General features: G+C 27.5%; 18 protein-coding genes, 2 pseudogenes and 1 other annotated feature. Of the genes and pseudogenes, 18 read left to right on the forward strand and 2 right to left on the reverse strand.

The annotated features are described in order from the left end of the window. The first annotated feature begins 390 nt into the window (after positions 1–390). The 5 genes and pseudogenes from ACQPUY_RS05995 to ACQPUY_RS06015 form a co-directional block, all read left to right on the forward strand. Entirely contained in the window at positions 391–540 is a 150-nt protein-coding gene (locus ACQPUY_RS05995) for a hypothetical protein (RefSeq protein WP_168354877.1), read from the forward strand. 69 nt (positions 541–609) lie between these two features. Then, positions 610–1,074, forward strand: coding sequence for a hypothetical protein (locus ACQPUY_RS06000; RefSeq protein ID WP_430840216.1), 465 nt, complete (start codon positions 610–612; stop codon positions 1,072–1,074). Between the two features lie 13 nt (positions 1,075–1,087). Then, a pseudogene (locus ACQPUY_RS06005) lies at positions 1,088–1,636 on the forward strand (flavodoxin domain-containing protein); the annotation flags it as partial. A gap of 126 nt (positions 1,637–1,762) precedes the next feature. After that, positions 1,763–3,472: a WD40/YVTN/BNR-like repeat-containing protein gene (locus tag ACQPUY_RS06010; protein ID WP_430840217.1), complete on the forward strand. Its 1,710-nt coding sequence runs from the start codon at positions 1,763–1,765 to the stop codon at positions 3,470–3,472. Positions 3,473–3,654: 182 nt separating this feature from the next. Then, a pseudogene (locus ACQPUY_RS06015) lies at positions 3,655–3,906 on the forward strand (NAD(P)-dependent oxidoreductase); the annotation flags it as partial. Positions 3,907–4,275: 369 nt separating this feature from the next. Here ACQPUY_RS06015 and ACQPUY_RS06020 read toward each other — a convergent pair. Then, positions 4,276–4,740, reverse strand: a complete 465-nt coding sequence (locus ACQPUY_RS06020; protein WP_430840218.1) for a GreA/GreB family elongation factor — start codon at positions 4,738–4,740, stop codon at positions 4,276–4,278. Between the two features lie 168 nt (positions 4,741–4,908). Here ACQPUY_RS06020 and ACQPUY_RS06025 point away from each other — a divergent pair, with 168 nt between their 5' ends. The 3 genes from ACQPUY_RS06025 to ACQPUY_RS06035 all read left to right on the forward strand — a co-directional run bounded on the left by ACQPUY_RS06025 (position 4,909) and on the right by ACQPUY_RS06035 (position 7,490). Continuing rightward, complete coding sequence (locus tag ACQPUY_RS06025; RefSeq protein ID WP_430840219.1) at positions 4,909–5,451, forward strand: cysteine hydrolase family protein; 543 nt, start codon at positions 4,909–4,911, stop codon at positions 5,449–5,451. A 132-nt stretch (positions 5,452–5,583) separates the two neighbouring features. After that, positions 5,584–6,561 (forward strand): alpha/beta hydrolase, encoded by a 978-nt coding sequence (locus ACQPUY_RS06030; RefSeq protein ID WP_430840220.1) that lies wholly within the window; start codon positions 5,584–5,586, stop codon positions 6,559–6,561. Between the two features lie 152 nt (positions 6,562–6,713). Continuing rightward, positions 6,714–7,490, forward strand: a complete 777-nt coding sequence (locus ACQPUY_RS06035; protein WP_430840221.1) for a Tim44 domain-containing protein — start codon at positions 6,714–6,716, stop codon at positions 7,488–7,490. A 61-nt stretch (positions 7,491–7,551) separates the two neighbouring features. Here ACQPUY_RS06035 and ACQPUY_RS06040 read toward each other — a convergent pair whose 3' ends face one another. After that, a complete protein-coding gene (locus ACQPUY_RS06040) occupies positions 7,552–8,202 on the reverse strand; it encodes a glycosyltransferase (protein ID WP_430840222.1) in 651 nt (216 codons plus the stop codon). Between the two features lie 220 nt (positions 8,203–8,422). Between ACQPUY_RS06040 and ACQPUY_RS06045 the strand changes: the two genes are divergently transcribed. From ACQPUY_RS06045 to ACQPUY_RS06090, 10 genes are all read left to right on the forward strand, one after another. Continuing rightward, positions 8,423–8,764 carry a zinc ribbon domain-containing protein YjdM gene (locus ACQPUY_RS06045; RefSeq protein ID WP_430840223.1) on the forward strand — a complete coding sequence of 114 codons (342 nt, stop codon included), beginning with the start codon at positions 8,423–8,425 and terminating at the stop codon, positions 8,762–8,764. A 46-nt stretch (positions 8,765–8,810) separates the two neighbouring features. After that, positions 8,811–9,064, forward strand: a binding site (T-box leader). A 205-nt stretch (positions 9,065–9,269) separates the two neighbouring features. Next, the gene (brnQ, locus tag ACQPUY_RS06050; RefSeq protein ID WP_430840224.1) at positions 9,270–10,616 is read left to right on the forward strand and encodes a branched-chain amino acid transport system II carrier protein; all 1,347 of its coding nucleotides are present in this window, start codon (positions 9,270–9,272) and stop codon (positions 10,614–10,616) included. 365 nt (positions 10,617–10,981) lie between these two features. After that, positions 10,982–11,398 (forward strand): GNAT family N-acetyltransferase, encoded by a 417-nt coding sequence (locus tag ACQPUY_RS06055; RefSeq protein WP_430840262.1) that lies wholly within the window; start codon positions 10,982–10,984, stop codon positions 11,396–11,398. Between the two features lie 299 nt (positions 11,399–11,697). Then, positions 11,698–12,192 (forward strand): RNA polymerase sigma factor, encoded by a 495-nt coding sequence (locus ACQPUY_RS06060; RefSeq protein ID WP_430840225.1) that lies wholly within the window; start codon positions 11,698–11,700, stop codon positions 12,190–12,192. Beyond that, positions 12,182–13,366 carry an anti sigma factor C-terminal domain-containing protein gene (locus ACQPUY_RS06065; protein ID WP_430840226.1) on the forward strand — a complete coding sequence of 395 codons (1,185 nt, stop codon included), beginning with the start codon at positions 12,182–12,184 and terminating at the stop codon, positions 13,364–13,366. Before ACQPUY_RS06060 ends, ACQPUY_RS06065 begins: the two co-directional genes overlap by 11 nt. Before the next feature lie 104 nt (positions 13,367–13,470). Continuing rightward, complete coding sequence (locus tag ACQPUY_RS06070; RefSeq protein ID WP_430840227.1) at positions 13,471–13,890, forward strand: PPC domain-containing DNA-binding protein; 420 nt, start codon at positions 13,471–13,473, stop codon at positions 13,888–13,890. Positions 13,891–13,939: 49 nt separating this feature from the next. Then, entirely contained in the window at positions 13,940–14,749 is an 810-nt protein-coding gene (locus ACQPUY_RS06075; protein WP_430840228.1) for a MurR/RpiR family transcriptional regulator, read from the forward strand. 157 nt (positions 14,750–14,906) lie between these two features. After that, a complete protein-coding gene (locus ACQPUY_RS06080) occupies positions 14,907–16,757 on the forward strand; it encodes a beta-glucoside-specific PTS transporter subunit IIABC (RefSeq protein WP_430840229.1) in 1,851 nt (616 codons plus the stop codon). A 2-nt stretch (positions 16,758–16,759) separates the two neighbouring features. Continuing rightward, the gene (locus ACQPUY_RS06085) at positions 16,760–18,166 is read left to right on the forward strand and encodes a glycoside hydrolase family 1 protein (protein WP_430840230.1); all 1,407 of its coding nucleotides are present in this window, start codon (positions 16,760–16,762) and stop codon (positions 18,164–18,166) included. A gap of 14 nt (positions 18,167–18,180) precedes the next feature. Then, on the forward strand, positions 18,181–19,656 hold the full coding sequence (locus tag ACQPUY_RS06090; RefSeq protein WP_430840231.1) for a glycoside hydrolase family 1 protein: 1,476 nt from the start codon (positions 18,181–18,183) through the stop codon (positions 19,654–19,656). The last annotated feature ends 123 nt before the right edge of the window (positions 19,657–19,779 follow it).

Raw genomic sequence — 19,779 nt, forward strand, 5'->3', positions numbered from 1 at the left:
TAAAATATCGCAGATTTTTTTTATTGTATCTATTTCAACAAAATTATATTTATTATACAGGTTTACATATATTTATGGTTTAATATAGTATATAGACTATATTATTAAGGGCAATGGTTAAAGGAGAATATATTGTGCCAAAAGAAATACAAGAGTTTAAATAAAATGTACTTACAGAATGGATACCAAACTCTGAGTATTAATATGCAGATGTATAGATATAGAAGTTTATTTAAATACATATTAAACTAACTTGTAGTTTGGAGCTTGGCCACTTATTAGAAAGAAATAAAAAATATTATATAAATATATATTGTAATAAAATATAATGAATTTTCCAATAATATTAATGTTAAGTTTATGCTAACAATAATTATTTTTGGAGGAAGTATGAATAGAGAAAGTAGAAATGCAGCTTATTCTAGAGCAAAGGAAATGATGATAGCAGGTGAGTCTTGGGATAAAATAATGGATGAAACAAGACTAAGACAAAAGGACTTAAAGAAAATTCAATCTACAGAAATAAGTCCTAAATTCTAATTAATTAAAATATGTCAGGCATAAGCCTGACATATTCATATATTAAATATATAATAATGGGGGAGTACTATGGTACATTTAGTTTATTGTGATAATTCTGGGAAAAAAGGTGAAAAAGTTCTTGATAAAATTATTTCAGGAAGTAAGACAATGGTTGTAAGGGGAGCAGCAGGAAGGAAAATTCCGCATAGTCGTGTTTTTGTTGGGGAGAAACTTTATTTTATGGAAAAGGGTAATATGAAAATTACTCATTCTGCTATTGTATCAAATGTTGAAAACTACACTAAACTAACTGAAGATGAAATAAATGAAACATTTGAAGAAAACAAAGTAAAACTTAATTTATCAGAAAAGCAAAGGATACGTTGGCATAAGAAATGCCTTTGTTTAGTAGAGTTTAATGAAGTTAAAGAAATAGAGACATTGGATTTTGATCATCAGAGCAATATGGATGATTGGTTAATAATTGAAAAAATTGAAGATGTAGTTGTGGGTACAAGCATACCATATAATTATGAAAAATCTAAACTTTAAAAGGATGTAAAATTTAGATATAAAAATGATATGTCCTCTACATGGACCAGTATGGAGAAATAACTTATCATACTTTATTGAAAAGTATGATAAATGGAGTAAATATGAACCTGAAGAAGAAGGTGTTATGATAGTTTATTCATCAATGTATGGAAATACTGAATCAGCAGCTAATGTGCTTGCAACTAAATTTGTAGAAAAAGGAATAACTAATTTAGTAATGTATGATGTTTCTAATACTCATGTTTCTACATTAATATCTGAAACATTTAGAGTTAGTTATTTAGTTATAGCTTCAGTTACTTATAATTCAGGAATATATCCTCCAATGCATAATTACTTAATTGATATGAAGGCATTAAATCTTCAAAAGAGAACAGTTGCATTAATTGAAAATGGTTCATGGGCTTGCAATACTGGTAAGTTAATTGGAGATTTCTTTGCAGGAATGAAGAATATGACATTATTAGATAATAAGCTAACACTTTTATCAGCAATGAATGAAAAGAATGTTGTAGATATGGATGCATTAGTTGATGGTGTTATTGAATCAATGAAATAAAGAGTTTAATTTAAAATCTGTGGTTTATACCGCAGATTCTTTTATTTCGATAATAGATTTTCATAATGTTTATGGATACTTTTTACAATAATAGGAGTATAATTATGTAATGTAAGAGGTGATTAAATGAGGCGATATAATATTATAAAGGTTAAAAATATATTTTTATCAATGATAAGTTTTCCTTTATTTATAGCAGTTTATATATTAGCAATGTATGAATTATATACCCTATGTAGATTTGGCAGATATGATAATAATCTTAATATTTTTATTTTATGTTTAGTATTCTTTTTTATATATTTAGTAACATTTATTGCACTAATAATAAAGCAACAGAGTGATTACCCAAATGAACTTATTGAAAACTTTAGTTTTACAAGTGATTATATTAAGATAGATGATTACCTTGGAATTGAAATAGATATAGAAGATATAAAGTCTTTTAAAATAAATAAAAAATATGCTTATATAAAGATTAGAAATAAAGAGATAGTTATTTTAAGTTTTAATAATAAGAGTGATTATGATGTATCTTACTTTAAAGAAATATTACATTCTAAAGAAGAAAAAAGAAGAAAGTCATTAATGAAAACAGTATGGACATGGATATCAATAGTAATAATTATTTTTACTACAGGCTATTATGGTATGAAAATTTATAGGACAGCTTTAAATTTTAATGGTAAGTTATCTTGGCTATTATTTGAACTTAAAAATGAAAAAAATATAACTCTTAATAATAACAATATATATGATACTGGAATAGAAGGTATATTTGAGGATATTAGTAAAAAGGTAGACTTGCCAGAAACTATGTATATTTCGGATACAGGTCTAAGTTTAGAGTTTAATAGTAAAGGAGAAATAGAGTCTTTCTATGCCTTTGTTTATGGTAAAAATGATAAAGATGAAGTTAGTAGTTTCTTAGTAAATTATGATATAAATAAATCTAATAAAATAAGAGTAACACTAGATGGTTATGTGACCCCGGATTTTAATGATGATAAATTGTTAGAACCCTTATTTGATACAATGAAGGTAATTCCTTTAAAAGATACAGTAAGTAAATGGGATTCTAATAAATATGCTATTTTATATTATGGTAAAAGAAGTTTTGGATATAATACAGATGGGATAGTCTATATTGATAATGAAGGAAAAACAAATATGCCGAGTATGGCAGCATCAGAAGTTATAGGATATACAGTGTCGGTATATGTTCCAAATAGAGAAAAGGAAATTACTCCTCTTAGATATAATTTAGTTGATGATTTAAATAATGTTAAATCAGCTCCTTTAAACTCAGTTGATAATAATACTAAAAAACCTAGTAGTTCATCAAATAGGGAAGAACCAGAATATTATTTAACTGATAATATTGGATATAGATTAAAAATAGTTGGGGCTGCGGCAGGGAGTAGAGCTTATTCATTAGAAGTTACTGCAGATGGAGGAAATAACTTTGAAGTATTAAATGATGATCCATTCTTAGGTAGATTAGGGGGAGCATCTGGAATTACTTTTATAAATGAAAAATTAGGATTTATAGCATTATCCCATAATGGAGGAGATGAAGCTGATTTATATAGAAGTGAAGATGGCGGATTAACATTTACTCAAATAAATATTCCAAGGAGGGAAGTAACCTTAGATAGTGGAACTGTGATAGAACCTTTTGATTTTCCAGAAATGCCTTTTGAGGATAATGGAGTTTTAAATATGTTAGTTGGTCAAGGTGCTGATGGTGATTATAATGGAAATAGTGATGCATTATATGAATCAAAGGATAATGGTTTAACTTGGGAGTTTAAAGAAGAAGTAAAAGATAATTAAAGTATAGTAACTATATAAAGAATGTAGCAATACCAGTTTACTAAAGAATATTAAATTTTGATATTTATTTTACTTATTATAAGTTAATATAATAGTATAAAAATTACAAATTAGGAGGAATGTTATACTTACAATTGGATATATAGGAAATGGAAAGAGTACAAATAGATATCATCTGCCTTTTGTATTACAAAGATATGCCTACTAATAAAGACTTTGGAATAGACTCCTTTGAACACTATGGAACTTTAACTTATGTAGATGAAGAAGGTACAATTCATGAGGAAAAAGTTAAATCTGTAAATGGTGATTATGGAAGAGTATATGATGATTTATATGAGACTATAGTAAATAATAAAGAAAAGAAAATTAAAGATGAAGAAACCTTATTACAACTTCAAATACTAGAAGAAGGAATAAAGAATTTGTATTAGTTGAAATTCAGCTCGTCTGAATTTCCTCCTTTAGTTATCCTTAAGTCTATAAAATTGTATTGGTCTTGGACTCTGTAACATATTATGCGTAGGTCGACTTGGAGCCTGTGACGGAGACAGAGCATAATATGTTACAGAGTCCTGTAGAATCAATTTCTTATTGAATTTTCATCGCATATTTTTTTATAATTAGTAAACATTTCATGTAGTTCAGGAAAGGATCTTTTTAAAGAAAGAATTTTATTATCCTTTGACATAAAACAATGCTTACTCGTACCTGTACATCTAATTTCTTTAGTTTTTTTGTCTCTAATTACATAGTTAACAGTTAGTTTAATTCCATAATGTACCTCTCATAATTCTTATATCTTATAATATTTCAATAACCTCAACTGTATATTTATCTTCTGGAGCAACTACTTCAACAATATCTCCAGCTTTTTTACCTTTTAGTGCTAATCCAAGATCTGATTCAATGCTTATACACATATTTTCAGGATCTGAATCCATAACTGTTACTAAAGTTACTATATCTTCAAAGTCATCTTCAACAAACTTTATTTTTGCTTTGCTATTAACTCCTAAAACAGATTTATCTATTTCAGCATCAGCTATAATATTAGCAGTAGAAATCATGGTTAATAGATATTGTATTCTATTATCATTTGCTCTATAATTAGCACAAGCTTCTTTATACTCTGCATTTTCAGATCTATCACCATGAGCTGCTGCTATAGCTTTTTCTTTAGCTATCTCGGCTCTTTTTACAGTCATTCTATATTCTAATTCTTCTCTTAATTTTTTTATGTTCTCTTCAGTTAGCTCATTATTCATAGAAATTAATCACCTCTTAATAAATATCATAAGAATATTATATAATATAAATGGATAAATTAAAAATTTTTTATATAATAAAAGAGAGTTAATTATTATAAATAAGAAAATTATATATGATATAGTAAAATTAAGTATTGAGTTTATGAAATTTAGGAGGAGATTTTAATGAATAAGTTGTTAGTAGTTGTTGATTATCAAAAGGATTTTGTAGATGGTGCTTTAGGATTCGATAAAGCTATAACTTTAGAAGGTGGAATATATAATAAAGTAAGGGAATATTTAAATGAGGGGAATAAGGTATTATTTACTTACGATACTCATAAAGAAAACTATTTAGAAACTAGAGAAGGAAAGAATTTACCAGTAATACATTGCATTAAGGGAACTAATGGTCATGAGCTATTTGGAAGTTTAAAGGAATTTAAAGAAAAAGAAAATACATATTATTTTGATAAATATGGATTTGGTATAGCACCTGAAGATATGATTAAAATATCAAAAGAAATTGGGCAAGATATAGATGAAATTGAGATAGTGGGTGTAGTTACTAATATTTGTGTAGTAAGTAATTTTGTTATGTTTCAGTCTCAATATAGAAATGCCAATATAGTTGTAGATGCAAACCTTTGTGCAAGTTTTGATGAGGAGTTGCATAAGAAAACTTTAGATGTTATTGAAGGATTACAAGGAAAAGTTATAAATAGATAAAAGTATAGCTATACAATGATAAATAAAAGTTTGTTTATCACTGTATAGTTTTTTATATACAAATATATTGACAATCAAAATATTTGTATATAAAATAATAAAACATAAAATACTATAATCAGGAGGACATAGATGAATAAGAAAAGGAAAATAATGGTATATATTTTAGTTGCAATAATATTATTATTAATTGGTGGACTAGCTTATATTGGAAACTATTTCTTTAATTATGCACTTGTGAGACAAGAAGGAATAGTAACATTATCTAGTATAGATCCTAATGCACCTCAATCAATAGAAACCGATGCTGAGATAATAAATAAACAAAAATCTAAGGAAAATGTTGAAAATTGGCTAAAAAAAGTTAATACTGAAGAAGCTACAATAGTATCTGAAGATGGTCTAAAGCTTTGGGGAAAGTTATATTTTCAAGATGAAGAAAGTGATAAATGGGTAATTATTGCTCATGGATACACATCTAGTCATGAAGATGTACAACCTATAGCATTAAATTTTTATAATCAAGGATATAATGTATTAACTCCAGATATGAGAGCTCATGGTAATAGTGAAGGAAAGTATATTGGAATGGGATGGTTAGATAGAAAAGATATGCTATTATGGATAGACTATGTTCTATCTTTAGATAGCAATTCACAAATAGTTCTTTATGGCGAATCTATGGGGGGTGCTACAGTAATGATGACTTCTGGAGAAGATTTACCTAATAATGTTAAGGCTATAGTTGAGGATTGTGGTTATACATCAGTACAAGAGATGTTCGAAGCTCAATTATATGAAAGATTCAAATTAAAATCTTTTCCAATTTTAAACGTAGCGGAGTTAGTGACTAATATTAGAGCTAAATATAACTTTCATGAAGCTTCAGCCTTAGAACAAGTTAAAAAATCAACAACACCAATTTTATTTACTCATGGTGGAAATGATACATATGTGCCTACAGAAATGTTATATAGATTATATGAAGCAGCCAATTGTGAAAAAGATATTTTAGTAATTGATGGAGCAGGTCATGGTTCTGCACCAGATGTAGATCCAACAACTTATTATGATAAGGTATTTAACTTCTTAGATAAATATATTAAATAATAAATATGAATATAGTAAAAATCAAATCTTTTCATAGACAGAAGGTATTTAAAGAAAATTTCTTTAAATACCTTTTTAATATTTTAAATTTACTTTAAAATATTAATATAGGAAATAAATTGTAGTTTTAATAAGAGAAAGAGAGTTGTGAAGTGGTTGAAAACAAAAAAATATTTAAAAGAATGATATCTATTATTTTATTGATTTTAGTAATTAATATACCATCAAATGCCTTTGCAAGAGCCGGAGGAGGCGGAAGTGGAGGAGGTGGTGGAGGAGGCGGTGGAGGCGGTAGTAGCTCACACCATAGTGGAACCTCAGGAAGATACAATGGTAGAAGCAATCCTATTTCTTCAATAATAAGTCTCGGAATGTTTTTTTGTATTTCATCAGCAGGAGTTATAATTTTTAAAGTAAGGCTTAGTAAAAAGAAGATAAAAAGTATCTCAACTATAAAAAACTTAGGTAAAAATGATTATAATTGGGATTATGATAAAATGAAAGACGATATAGAGAAAGCTTTTTATAAGATTCAAGATGCATGGATGGAAAGAAATCAAGATATAGCAAAAGAATTTATGAGCGAAAAACTATATGTTAGACATAGGTCAAAAACGGAGTGGATGAAAGTAAGAAAAGAGAAAAATATTCTTAAAAATATGAAATTGATAAAAGCAACACCTATTGCAATAAAAGATAAAGAAGGAGTTTTAGAAGATATTGTATGGGTTCATATAAAGGCTAAATCTATAGATTATTTAATAAATGAAGCAACTGGTGACTTAATAGAAGGGAATAAATATAGAAGAGTACCTTTCGAAGAATATTGGAAGTTCATAAGATATGAAAATAGGTGGGTATTAGATGAAATAAGGCAAATAGATGAGATAAGTGATTTAGATTTCTTTGATATAAATATTGATAGATGATAAAGGAGGGTTTCAATCAGTAAATTAATTGAGACCCTTCAATTAAATTATAAATTATTCTTTACTTAAATTTATCAGGGAATTGTTTAATTATACCATCAGAAAGAATATCAGCAAAGTGAATCATATGATCTTCACCTTTATCATATGCAGTAATATCCGACTTCCAATCATTACTTAGTCTAGCTACAACTTGATCAGTAACAAATTGTAAGTGTTTATATAGCATATCTTTTAATACCTTATTTGAATAATTAGGATTAGCTGTACTTAGAAAGTCTGCAATTTTATCAGCATTTTCATACCAAAGCTTATTATTTTTTTCTAGAGCTTTAGAATCTTTGTTTTTTGCAGCTTCAAGAACATTACCAGCTAACTCTATATGTTCTTTTAATAGGGCTGAAAGCTTATTACCAGCATCTTCACCGTAGTATGGTTTAATTGAATTGCCAATATCATCTTGATTTTTTAGAAGTCTTTCTAATACAATGCTTTTATCCTCAAGAGAAGCAATATCACTTACAATAAAGCTTCTAGTCCATGAAACGTGGTCTATCCATAATCGTCTTTGGTTCATTTTCAAATCACATTTAGTTTTATTTATAGATGAATCTCCAAAAAAATTGTTTTCCATAGCATTTACTTTTAATGGCATCAAGAATGAGTTTACTAATAATATTGATAAAAATAAGTTCTTTAATAGTTTATTCATCGTAATATTCTCCTTTGTTTATATATTCCTGTTTTAGTTTGTTTCTATTTAAAGTTATTTATACTAATTTAGAACACAAATAAATAAAATTATATATGATAATAATAAGTATATATGAATAAAATAGTATAATATTTGTAAAAATATTATATATATGATAGTATAAATAAATGTAAAACATGATTATATATTATATTGAACTAACGGAGGAAATGAATTAATGATAAATTTGCCAAATTGTCCAAAATGCAACTCAGAATATACGTATGAAGATGGTAGTCTTTTAATTTGTCCTGAATGTGCTTATGAGTGGACTTTGAATTCAGAAAATACAGTAGACGAAGATGAGTTAGTAGTAAAAGATTCAAATGGAAATATATTAAAAGATGGAGATTCAGTTACTATAATTAAGGATTTAAAAGTTAAGGGAAGTTCGGCTCCATTAAAGCAAGGCACTAAGGTTAAAAACATAAGATTAGTTGAAGGCGATCATAATATAGATTGTAAAATAGATGGTTTTGGTGCTATGAAATTAAAATCAGAATTTGTAAAAAAAATATAATATTGACATATAAATAAAAAGATTGTAATATTAAAGTAAATAATTTAAAAATTCTATGAAGAGAAAAAGTAAATTATTATTTTGTTCAACAGAGAGTTGGTATATGCTGAAAGCCAATGTTCAAAAGATAATTGAAAATCATCTCTGAGAAGCAATACTGAAAATTATAGTAAGTATTGACGGAATCTTTCACCGTTAAAAGATAAGCGTATTGTTTGATATGTAACTAAGTGCTATAAATATTTTATTAAAAAATATTTATAGAATTAGGGTGGTAACGCGGATATTTCCGTCCCTTGTTTTTCAAGGGACGGTTTTTTTATTATTTAGGAAATTATAAGGAGGTTACCATGTGAATAACATTTTATAATTTCCTTCCCTCAGCTCTGAAGTGCTTCTATTAATTTTGCGATGACTTGGAGCTTGCGACGGAATAAGCAAAATTACATAGAAGTACTTTTTTACTTTTAATAATAATTAAAATAAATAATATAGGAGGTATAACATGAAAAACTTAACAAAAAAAGATCTATTACTAATAGGGCTGATGCTTTTTTCACTATTTTTTGGAGCTGGAAATTTAATATTTCCACCATTTATGGGAGAATCAGCTGGAGAGAAAACTTGGATAGTATTATTAGGGTTTTTTATTACTGCAGTTGGATTTCCAGTATTAGGAGTTATAGCTGTAGCAAAATCAGGAGGATTAACGAATTTAGCAAAAAGGGTAAATCCAATTTTTGCAACAATATTTACTATATTAATATATTTATCTATTGGCCCTGGACTCGGTATTCCAAGAGCAGGAAGTTTACCTTTTGAAATGGCAGTTGCACCATACTTGCCTGAAAATATTTCAGTAAAGCTAGCATTATTTTTATATACTCTTATATTCTTTGCTGTATCTTATTGGTTATCATTATCACCAAGTAAATTAGTAGATCGTATGGGAAAGGTACTAACACCAGCATTATTACTATTAATTTTAGTTATGGTTATAGGTTCATTTCTTAAACCTTTAGGAGGATATGGGATAGCTACAAATGGATATGAGACTTCTTCATTTTTCAAAGGATTTTTAGATGGATATTTAACAATGGATACTATAGCAGCTTTAAATTTTGGAATAGTAATTGCAGTAGCTATAAGATCCAAAGGAGTAAATGATGAGAAAACAGTGGTTTCAGTATCTATAAAGGCAGGAGTTATAGCTGGTATATTACTTGCTATAATATATGCTATGTTAGCTCATTTAGGAGCAACAAGTGCTGGTAGATTTGGAGTAACAGAAAATGGTGCTCAGACATTAACAAATATAACAACTTACATATTCGGAAAGCCTGGAGTAATATTATTAGCTTTAATATTCACATTAGCATGTTTAACTACTTGCGTTGGGCTTATAAGTTCATGTAGTCAATATTTTTCAACATTAACAAATAAAATATCTTATGAAAATTGGGTAAGATTATTAACTGTTTTTAGTATGATAATTGCTAATATGGGATTAACTAAAATCCTTAGTATATCAGGTCCTATATTAAATGCTATATATCCAATTGCAATAATGCTTATTGTACTTTCAATGTTTAATTCTATATTTAAGGATAACAAATATATTTATGGATTAACTATATTGTTTACAGGTATTGTAAGTATAATTGATGCAATAGGACAAATGGGATTAGATAATGGAAGATTAGTAAAGCTGATTTCATATTTACCCCTATATAGAGAAGGGTTGTCTTGGATAGTTCCAGCTATTTTGGGAATTATATTAGGATTAATAGTTAAATTTATTAAAGAAAATCTCTTTATTAAAGAAAATGTTTTTCAAGGAGATGGTAATTAGGTTTTAAGGTTAATATCTATAGATAGTTTTTTAGTATTTTAGTGTTCTATATTAATTTTTAAATGAATCACTTATAGCATAATAATACCTTTATTAGAGTACAAATATCAGTGAAAAATAAATAGTATTTTTATATAATTAATACATACAGAATACTTATTTCTGTATGGGAGGTATAAATTATGAATAGTAAAAATATTAATATTAGAAAGGCTACTTTTAGGGATATAGATAAAATAGCAAAGTTAATTTATTATACTGAAGTTAACCCTGTAGATGTATGAGGGGGAGAATCTAAAGAAGAAACTTTAGATAATTTAAAGACATTAATTAGAAGTAAGGAGTCAAGATATAGTACTGATTATATAACAGTTGCTGAATTAGATAACAAAGTAATTGGTGCAATAATATTAATTCCTTATGATAAGTTAAATAAATTGAGTATTGAAACAGATATAAAACAAATTAATAAGATAGAAGGATTTACTGAAAAGATATTATATATAGTTAATTCAATTAAATATATGATATTTAGGGAATGTAGAAGAGGAAATCTTTATATTTCTAATGTAGCTACAGATGAAAAAGCGAGAGGTCTTGGAGTTGGTAAAATGCTTATGTTATATGCAGAGCAAGTTGCTAAAAAAGAAGATTTTGAAGGAATATCATTACTTGCAAAAAATGAAAAAGTAACAAAGTTCTATGAAAAGCTAAATTATAGTAAGATTTTTGATAGAGTACTTTTAGGTGAAAGAGTAATAAAAATGGCTAAAGTAATTTAATATATATAGCTTCCTAGTTTTCTAGGAAGCTTTTTTATTCTTTAGGAAATTATAAAGATGTTACCCTATGAATAACTTTTTATAATTTCCATCCTTCAGTTTTGAAGTATTAAAATATCATAGCAAGGTGACTTGGAGCGAAGCGACGGAACCTAGATATGATATTTTAATACTTTTTTATTTTAATAATATAAATTTAAAAACAGCCACACTTCTTATATAATTTAATAATGATAAAATTATATAAGAAGTGTGACATTTTATATTTTCCAGCGTTTATGTTATGAAGGGGGGAAGAAATGAATAATTATGAAATAGAAAAAATATATAAGATATATTATAAAGATTTATATCTCTATGCTTTTTCAATTTGCAAAGATTATCATATTACTGAAGATGTAGTTAGTGAAACTTTCTATAGAGCCTTTGTAACTATAGACAAATGTGAAGGAAATATAAAGTATTGGTTATTATATGTTTGTAAAAATTTAATTGTAGATTACTATAGAAAAAATAAAAAAATAACTTATAAAGATATTGAAGAAGATCTAAGAAGTGAAGAAAATATTATTTTTAAAATTATAAAAGAAGAGGAAAAACGAGAATTGTTTAATGCAATTTTACAACTTCCTGAAACATACAGAGAAGTAATAATACTGTTTTATTTTATGAATCTAAAGACAAGTGAAATTGCAAAGAATTTAACTCTTTCTGAAGGTGCTACAAGAAATATATTATATCGTGGTAGACAAAAACTTGCAAAAATTTTAAGGGAGGGTAAGTATGAGTTTTAAGTATATATTTGAAAAATATAAAAATGGAACGGCAACAGAAGAAGAAATAAAAATTATTGAAGAGGAAATTGAGAAAAATGAATTGATTAATGATTATTTATCAGAAAATATATTTGGGGAAATAGACAATATAAGTGATGATATAGGCTTAGATGAAATGGAGACTAAAGTTATAAAGAAAGCAGTAAATAAAAAGTTTAGAAAGGTAGTTGGTTTATCAGTAGTAAGTGTCTTATTAATAATATTATTAATAAATTTTTTAATACTACCTAGTTATAACATTTTTTTTTATAATCCAAGTGGAAAAATAACAAATCAACAAAATCAAGATGAACTTTTTATTGATATGAGTACTTTTACAGAATTACATTTACCTGGATATACTACTGATAATACGAATGTTGAAGGGTTAGGTTTAGGAAAGTATGATATAACAATAAATCAAAATAATTTATTTACTGGTGAAAATGTTGTTTTTAATGGAAAGGTCGTTAGAAATGAGCTTATAACACAAAATAATAACCTATATAAGTTCCCAGCAATAAATATTTTCTATGATGTAGATAATAAAAATGTTTTAAATATTAATAAAGATGGTAGTTCTACTTATGGACAAAATAAGGAAGAAAGAGAGTATCTAATTAATAATGTTAAGGAATTACCTAAAGGAAGTGTAATATCTTCATATATATCCTTTAAGAAAGATTTATCTCTTGATGAACTTAAGTCTTTAGAAAAAAAGTATAATTTTACATCTAATTGGATTGCAATTAGAACTACTGATTCTAATACGTATACGAAAGTTGGTTTTGATCCAACTGGTACAGGTGTTATTATAGAAAATGGGACTTTGTCGGAAGAAGATTATCCATGTTTTGAGTTAGGGAATGAAGAATATGATAATGGATATAGTACTGAAATATTAGAAACGCATTTTAAATCATTATTAAAATATATGTCTTCAAGAGAAGATTTTTTAAAAACTTTCTTTAATGTAAATAATATATCTAGTACAATATATAGCGAAGCATTAAATTATATTGAATCTAATGGAATAAACACCTATGGAATTCTTTTATATACTGATGTAGATACATTTTTGAATTTAATTCAAGATGAAAATGTATATACTATATTCATAGATAATGCAAAGTTCTCGGTTTTCCAAAGATAAAAAAAATAAGACTGTGAATAACTATGTTACTCATAGTTTTATTTTTATGGTAAAATTGATAATATAATGAAAATAAATAATTTTTTTAGATGGAGTTGATAAAGATGGAATACAGAGTATTTGGTGAAACAATTGTATTGAGATTAGAAAAAGGTGAAGAAGTTATTGAATCTATTAAAAAACTTTGTGAAAGAGAAAATATTAAAGCTGGTTCAATTTCAGGGCTTGGTGCAACTAATCAAGTAGTTGTTGGACTTTTTAAGGTAGACGAAAAGAAATATTATTCAAATACTTTTGAAGAGGATTTTGAAATAACAAATTTAACTGGAAATATATCTAGAATGAATGGCGAAGTTTATTTACATATACATGGTACTTTTGCAAATGCAGAGGGTAAATGTATTGGTGGACATTTAAATAAGGCTGTTATAAGTGCAACTTCAGAAATAATAATTCATAAAATAAATGGTGAAGTAGGAAGAAAATTTAGTGAAGAAATAGGATTAAATTTAATTGAATTTTAAAAAAGTTATATTAAACTAAAGAGAAAAATTGATTTTTAGGAGAACAGTTATGGGGACATTATTAAATAGATTACTGATTATATTAAATGATGGAAAAGAAAGTTCTACATATTATCATATAGCTAATATTTTATTATGCAATTATGATGCTATTCAAAATATGACTATACAAGAAGTAGCAGATTTATGCTTTGTATCAAAATCTACAATTTCGAAGTTTACTAGGTATATAGGATTTGATGATTTTATAGAACTAAAAGCGGCAGCATCATATAGAAGTAACAAGGAATCGAATCATTTAAATTATAATGATAATATTCTTGGATTTATGGAAGAACATACTAAGGAAGAATATATTGATAGAATTATTAATGATCTGGAATTAATTAAGTTTAATATAAGCATGGATAAAATTGAAGAATTAGCTCGGGATTTAATAAACTATGATAAAGTTGCAGCATTTGGACTATTATATTCAGAATCAGCGGCTATGGATTTTCAATCTAAGCTTGCATATAATGGAAAATATATAATTTCTCATATGCACGATATTAAGCAAGATGAATTTATAAAAAATGCTCAAGATGATACCTTAATTATAATATTTACAAACTCAGGTGATTATATAAAGAAGTATCAAATGATGCAAGGTAATATAGATAAGAATATATTTAAACAAACTAAGGCTAAAATAGTTGTTATTACTGCTAATAAAGATATGGAAAGTCATCCCTATGTTGACTTATGTATAGACTTTCAGCATAGTTCTGATGTGCAAACACATGCAATATTGTATCAGGTTATTACTGACTTTATAACCTTTAAATATAAGAAGTTAAAAGATAGCATTAATAAATAGAAATTAGCATGGTTAAATTTTATTATACCATGCTTTTTTTTATTTTTCTAAAGTTTCCAAAAAGCGAAATTTAATTATGTAAAAATTTTCAATGTTATAATCATGGTATGAGATGTAACCGGTGTCATCGTGAAGAATATGTTTAGGAGGAATTATAATGGCTAAGAAAAACTATGATTCACTAGCAAAAGAAGTAGTTGAAAAAGTAGGAGGAGTAGGAAATATAAATAGCTTATTCCATTGTGTAACAAGATTAAGATTTAAACTGAAAGATTCATCAAAAGCTGATAGAGAAGCAATTAAAAATATACAAGGTGTTTTATCTGTTGTAGAAGGTAATGGACAGTTCCAAGTAGTTATAGGAAATCATGTTACAGATGTATTTGAAACTGTATTAAATATATTTCCAGAAATTAAGAGCAAATCAATGAATATAGATGATGCAGAAGAAAAGCCATCAGGAAATATATTAACTCGTATGTTTAATACAATGGCATCTATATTTAATCCAATTATTATAGCTCTAGCTGGAGCGGGGATGATAAAAGCATTACTTGTAATTTTAACAACTTATGGATTTATGGACAACACAGGAAGCACGTATAAGATTTTAAGTGCCGCAGGCAATAGTGTATTTTATTTCCTACCGTTATTCTTAGCATTTAGTACTGCAAAAACATTTAAAGTAAATCAATTTGTTGCTGTTGCAATAGTTGGTGCATTAATGGAACCTAATTTTTCTGGACTTATGCAAGCAACAGGTGATGTAGTTGATTTTTTTGGAATTCCAGTTGTTCTTATGGGGTATTCTGGAACAGTTATTCCTGCAATATTAACTATTTGGGTATATTCATATGTTGAAAGATTTTTAAAGAAATTTATTCCTAAGAGTATAGAAATATTTACTTTATCAGCAGTAGCATTATTAGTTATGGTACCATTAGCGGTTATAGTAATAGGACCGATTGGAGTTACTTTAGGTAATGGAATGGGAGATTTAATTAATTTCTTAAGTGATAAGAGTGGATTATTAGCAGGTTTAGTAGTTGGAGCAGGATGGACATTCCTTGTAATGATGGGTATTCACTGGGGAGTTGTTCCTATAATGATAAACAATATTGCAAACCAAGGTTATGATGTTATTAGACCAATGATTGCAGCTGCTACATTTGCAAGTGCAGGTGTTGCTTTAGGAGTAGTACTTCGTTCTAAAAAGAAGGAAACGAGAGCATTTGCAGCTTCAACAATGATTCCAGCTTTATTAGGTGGTATAACAGAACCAATAGTATATGGGTTAGCAGTAAAATATAAAAAGCCTTTAATTGCTCTAACAATATCAGGTGGTATAGCAGGAGCATTTATGGGAATGTTCCAAACTAAGGCTATGGTTTATGTATTCCCAGCATTAACAACTTTACCAGCATTCTTTGGAGATACATTTGTAATTTATTTAATAGGTATAGCTATGGCATTTACACTATCAGCACTTTTAACTTATATATTAGGATTTGAAGAGGATGCATCTAAAACTAAAAAAAGTTCGTTAAAACCATCAGAATTAGCAGCTTGTGTTAAAGGAGAGATGATTCCATTAGAAGATGTAAAGGATCCTGTTTTTTCAAGTAAAACTATGGGAGATGGAGTGGCATTTGTACCTGAAATTGGCGAAATAACATCACCTGTAGATGGAACAATAGAAGTTGCATTTCCTACAGGACATGCAATAGGGTTAAAAAGTGATAATAATATTGAAATTTTAATTCATGTTGGTATTAATACAGTAGAATTAAATGGAGAATGTTTTAAACTTTTAGTTAAGCAAGGAGAAAAAGTAACAATAGGTCAAAAATTAATAGAGTTTGATTTAAAGAAGATAAAAGAAAAAGGATATGATCCTACAACTATGCTTTTAATAACTGAAGCAAATAATAAAACTTTAAAAAAAGAAAATTATCGTAATGTAAAAAATGAAGATAAAGTTTTAGAACTAATAGGGGAGGAGGCATAAAAATGACATTTCCTAAAAACTTTTTATGGGGAGGAGCAATTGCAGCAAATCAGGCTGAAGGTGCTTATAATGAAGATGGCAAAGGATTAAGCATTGCAGATATACTACCAGTTGGAGCAAATAGATTTAAAGATGTAGAATTAGAAATTAATGAAGAAAAATATTATCCTAGTCATGAAGCTATAGACTTTTACCATACCTATAAGGAGGATATTAAGGAATTATCCGATCTAGGAATGAAGTGCTTTAGAACTTCTATAGCTTGGAGTCGTATATTCCCTAATGGAGATGACAAAGAACCTAACGAAAAGGGACTAGAGTTTTATGATAATTTATTTGATGAGTTATTAAAATATGGAATGGAACCTGTTATAACCATTTCACATTTTGAAACTCCACTTAATTTAATAACTAAGTATGGAGGATGGAAAAATAGAAAACTTATAGACTTTTATACTAACTATTGTAATGTTATATTTAAAAGATATAAGGATAAAGTTAAGTATTGGATGACTTTCAATGAAATTAATCATGCTCATACATTACCGCTTATAGCTGCTGCAATAGTAGTTAAAGAAGATGAAAACAAGTTACAGGATATATATCAAGCAAGTCATAATATGCTGGTAGCAAGTGCAAAGGCTGTGATTATGGGGCATGAAATTAATAAAGACTTTAAAATAGGATGTATGCTATCATTATCTCCTATATATCCAGCTTCTTGCAATCCAGAAGATGTATTTGAATCTTATGAATTAAGAAGGAGATCATTATTTTATAGTGATATACAAATGCTTGGAGAATATCCTTCATATTTTAATCGTATTTCTAAAGAAAATAATATTAATATAGAAATGGAAGATGGAGATAAGGAAGTTCTTAAAAAAGGTGTTTGTGATTATTTAGGATTTAGTTATTATAGATCCTCTTTACATGAAGCAGGAATGAAGATTTTAGGTAATACAGGTGGATTATTAGGAAAGAAGAATCCTTATTTAAGTGAGACTAAATGGGGATGGCCGATAGATCCATTAGGATTAAGATATGTATGTAACGAATTAACAGATAGATATCATAAGCCTTTATTTATAGTAGAAAATGGATTAGGTGCTATTGATGAAATTACAGAAGAGGGTAAGATACATGATTATGAAAGAATGGATTACCTAAAGAAGCATGTAATAATGATGAATGAAGCTATTGAAGATGGAGCAGATATATTAGGATATACTTGGTGGGGACCAATAGATATTGTTTCAGCAGGCACTGGAGAAATGAAAAAAAGATATGGTTTTGTTTATGTAGATAGGGATAATGACGGAAATGGCTCTTTAAAACGTATTAAGAAAGACAGTTATAATTATTACAAGCAAATTATTGCAACTAATGGTGAAAATTTAGAGAGATAGTGGAGGTAGCTTATATGAAAAAAATATTATCTTTTCCTGATGGATTTTTATGGGGAGGAGCAATTGCAGCCAATCAAGCTGAAGGTGCATGGAATGTTGATGGTAAAGGAATGTCAGTAGCAGATGTTGCTATGTATAAACCAGATATAGATATAAAAGATTATGTTAAGCAGTGGCATGTTGGATTAGAGGATATAAAAAATGCAATGGAAGCTAAAGATGATATGTATTATCCAAAACGTAGAGGGATAGATTTTTATCATCACTATAAAGAGGATATAGCTTTATTTAAAGAGATGGGATTTAAAACTTTACGTGTATCTATAGCATGGACTCGTATTTTCCCAAATGGAAATGAAGACAAGCCAAATGAAAGTGGATTAGCATTTTATGAGGAGCTTTTTAAAGAACTTAGAAAAAGTGGAATAGAACCTTTAGTAACTTTATCTCATTATGAAATGCCAATATATTTAGTAAATAACTATGATGGTTGGGTTTCTAGAGAAGTTGTAGATATGTTTGTTAAATATGCAAAAGTATGTTTTGAAAGATATAAGTATTTAGTAAAATACTGGCTTACATTTAATGAAATTGATAGTGTATTCCGTCATCCGTTTACTACAGTTGGAGTAGTAGAAGAAAAATATGCTAATAAAAAAGAAGCAGAAGAAGCAATTTATCAATCTCTACATAATCAATTTGTAGCAAGTGCTTTAGCAACTAAATATTGTCATGAAATAATTCCAGGTTCACAAGTTGGATGTATGGTTACTAAAACTTTAACATATCCTGAAACTTGTAATCCAGATGATATAATTTTAGCTCAAAAAGATAATAGAAATAACTTTGTTTATACAGATGTGCAAGTATTAGGGAAATATCCTAGACATGTCTTAAATTATTTTAAGAAGAACAATATTAATGTTAAAATGTTAGAATGCGATGAAGCTATATTACAACAATATACAGTAGATTTTATTTCCTTTAGTTATTACATGTCTATGGTGCAAAGTGTCAATGCCGAACAAAGAGAAAAGGTTGGAGGAAATCTAGTTACTGGAGTTAAAAATCCATATCTTCCAACAAGTGAATGGGGATGGCAAGTAGATCCAAAGGGATTAAGAGTTTCATTAATAGATTTATACGATAGATATCAAAAGCCACTATGGATAGTTGAAAATGGAATAGGTGCTTATGATAAGGTGGAGGAAGATGGTTCTATTAATGATGATTATAGAATAGACTATTTCAAAAAACACTTTGAACAAATTGCTATAGCAATAGACGAAGGGGTAGAATGTATGGGATATACTTCTTGGGCTTGTATTGATATAGTAAGTGCTTCAACTTCACAAATGTCAAAAAGATATGGATTTATATATGTAGATGCAGATGATTTAGGAAATGGAACATATAAAAGAAGTAAAAAGAAAAGTTTTGAATGGTATAAAAATATAATTAAGAACAACTCAATAGAAATTGAAGAATAGAAAAGTATTTTTAAATTGCTTCTGGCCTCTATGGTTTTAGGAGCAATTTTTTCTTTATATGTGAGTATTCCTGCTGTTAGTGTCTTAGAATATTTAGAAAATTTCATAAAAATAATATTGACA

It is taken from the genome of Clostridium nigeriense (assembly GCF_050585245.1).
Lineage (GTDB): Bacteria > Bacillota > Clostridia > Clostridiales > Clostridiaceae > Clostridium > Clostridium nigeriense_A.

Excerpts from the sequence above, each read along its gene's own strand:
- ACQPUY_RS05995 (WP_168354877.1), top strand. The coding sequence starts at position 391 with ATGAATAGAGAAAGTAGAAATGCAGCTTATTCTAGAGCAAAGGAAATG.
- ACQPUY_RS06000 (WP_430840216.1), top strand. The coding sequence starts at position 610 with ATGGTACATTTAGTTTATTGTGATAATTCTGGGAAAAAAGGTGAAAAA.
- ACQPUY_RS06010 (WP_430840217.1), top strand. The coding sequence starts at position 1,763 with ATGAGGCGATATAATATTATAAAGGTTAAAAATATATTTTTATCAATG.
- ACQPUY_RS06020 (WP_430840218.1), bottom strand. The coding sequence starts at position 4,740 with ATGAATAATGAGCTAACTGAAGAGAACATAAAAAAATTAAGAGAAGAA.
- ACQPUY_RS06025 (WP_430840219.1), top strand. The coding sequence starts at position 4,909 with ATGAATAAGTTGTTAGTAGTTGTTGATTATCAAAAGGATTTTGTAGAT.
- ACQPUY_RS06030 (WP_430840220.1), top strand. The coding sequence starts at position 5,584 with ATGAATAAGAAAAGGAAAATAATGGTATATATTTTAGTTGCAATAATA.
- ACQPUY_RS06040 (WP_430840222.1), bottom strand. The coding sequence starts at position 8,202 with ATGAATAAACTATTAAAGAACTTATTTTTATCAATATTATTAGTAAAC.
- ACQPUY_RS06045 (WP_430840223.1), top strand. The coding sequence starts at position 8,423 with ATGATAAATTTGCCAAATTGTCCAAAATGCAACTCAGAATATACGTAT.
- brnQ (WP_430840224.1), top strand. The coding sequence starts at position 9,270 with ATGAAAAACTTAACAAAAAAAGATCTATTACTAATAGGGCTGATGCTT.
- ACQPUY_RS06060 (WP_430840225.1), top strand. The coding sequence starts at position 11,698 with ATGAATAATTATGAAATAGAAAAAATATATAAGATATATTATAAAGAT.
- ACQPUY_RS06065 (WP_430840226.1), top strand. The coding sequence starts at position 12,182 with ATGAGTTTTAAGTATATATTTGAAAAATATAAAAATGGAACGGCAACA.
- ACQPUY_RS06070 (WP_430840227.1), top strand. The coding sequence starts at position 13,471 with ATGGAATACAGAGTATTTGGTGAAACAATTGTATTGAGATTAGAAAAA.
- ACQPUY_RS06075 (WP_430840228.1), top strand. The coding sequence starts at position 13,940 with ATGGGGACATTATTAAATAGATTACTGATTATATTAAATGATGGAAAA.
- ACQPUY_RS06080 (WP_430840229.1), top strand. The coding sequence starts at position 14,907 with ATGGCTAAGAAAAACTATGATTCACTAGCAAAAGAAGTAGTTGAAAAA.
- ACQPUY_RS06085 (WP_430840230.1), top strand. The coding sequence starts at position 16,760 with ATGACATTTCCTAAAAACTTTTTATGGGGAGGAGCAATTGCAGCAAAT.
- ACQPUY_RS06090 (WP_430840231.1), top strand. The coding sequence starts at position 18,181 with ATGAAAAAAATATTATCTTTTCCTGATGGATTTTTATGGGGAGGAGCA.